1 pseudogene is annotated in these 1,879 nt (G+C 44.7%); it reads left to right on the top strand.

What is annotated here, in order from left to right:
* A pseudogene (locus WMO38_RS15330) lies at positions 1 to 1,879 on the top strand (helicase-related protein); the annotation flags it as partial.

Raw genomic sequence — 1,879 nt, forward strand, 5'->3', positions numbered from 1 at the left:
AAGAACTGGAAGGATGTGTTAAAGGTCGCAGGTCAGTTATACCGCTATGAATTTGACAATATCGTTATGGTAACAGCGCAAAGACCTCCGGAAAAAAGCACACTCATGGCAGATTATGATACCTGGAAAAAGGTGGGAAGATATGTAAAGCGTGGTGCGAAAGGCTGCGCTATCTTCCCGTCAAGGGCACTGAATCCACGCATGAGGTATATCTTTGATATCAGTGATACCGGAGGGAAGAATGTTAAGCTGACATGGGACCTTGAGGGAGAAAATCTTAAGGATTATGTGGATTTTCTTGTGTCAGAAGGTCAGATTGAGCAGTACGATAACAGCGACAGGGAGTCTCTAAAAAATATATTAAAACAGTTTACAGGAACAGATGTTTGGCTTATAATAAAAGAAGAGTTCGGAGACCGAATGACCGAACTTATGCAGCTATCAGGTAGTGTGATAAAGGAAGAAAGTAAGAAACGCAATGGCTTACAGCAGGAAATGGACATGGAGCAGCTTGTATATGCAAGTGTCATGTATGCTGTAGGGACGAGATGCGGATTTGACTTATCTGTGCAAGAACGGGATTTTAGTCAGATCGTAAATATCAAAGACGAAGAGATCATTTACCGTCTTGGTTCCATTGTATGCGATGTCTCCTGTAGTGTTCTTAGAGAATTTAGTCGTAACTTAAAGGCAATCGAGAGCGAAAGGAGAATTGGATATGTTAGAAGAAATGACTTACAAGGAAGTGGACGGACTGCTTTATCCGAAGATAGAGATGCCGGACGAGACGGAGGATCTCACGAAGCTGGGCAAATACGGAAGGATGGCGATGAACTATCTAAAGGAGAACGAGCCGGCAAGATACAAGACGCTGATGAGATTCGGGAAGATGTACGAGAAGATGTCAGCGGTAGAGGAGGAAGCGAACCAGCTGTACGACCAGCTGGAGATGCAGTATCTGGCGAAGCACAAGCCACAGAATCCGTCATCGACAATGGAGATGTGGAAGATAAGAGAGCAGGCGAAGATGCAGGCAGAGGAAGTGGTACTGAATCAGATAGTGATGCGATTCCACTAGAATCAGATGATACAGAACTGAATAGGGAACTTGATGAAATCAATTCATTGGGTGTTAGTAAGGAAGCCGAATATACACAGGCTTCCTTTTTTTTCGACCAGAATGGGCAGGCAAGCATTGGCACTATTCATACTGAGGATAAAAACAATAATCAGTTTATGCGTCAGTTCGAGCAGGACAGAAAAGCTGCATTAGCAGGTAAATACAATTACCTGAATCCCAAAAAGTCTGCAACAGTACCAAGTGAGTATATCAAACAGGTGCTTATGAGAGGTACAGGTTTTATCGGTGGCAAGGGCAGGGTATGCAAGATTTTTGAAACTGAGATTGATGCAGGAACCAGGGCAAAGCGTATCAAAGCAGAATATGGTCAGGGAGGTGCAGGCTGGCCGGTTGACGGACTGGGACTGCACGGATATGACACATTTCATGGGAATGGACTGCGTTTTCAGTGGCGAGATGAGGATGGAGAGGTTGAAGGATATGTTTCGTGGAAAGATATCGAAAAAGAGCTTGGTGTCCTTATTCTTACAGGGGAATACCAGCCTGAGACACCTCGTATTGATGAGCTTGCGATGGACGGACTCCGTGAGGATGATGAGGTCATTGATGCCGAATATCGGGAAGTGGAACCGGAAGAGGCAGAATCAGAGATTGATGATTATGCAATACCGGATGAGCCGGAGAGCTATGCTTCTAACAGAGATTATGTAAGTGCAAAAGGCATGACACCACAGGAAACTGCCGATGAAGACCGCATGGTAACACAGGCAGAATATGGTGCAGAGATAGAAGCTGAAA

This window comes from Lachnospira hominis (ex Hitch et al. 2025) (assembly GCF_040096395.1).
In the GTDB taxonomy this organism is placed as follows: Bacteria; Bacillota; Clostridia; order Lachnospirales; family Lachnospiraceae; genus Lachnospira; species Lachnospira hominis.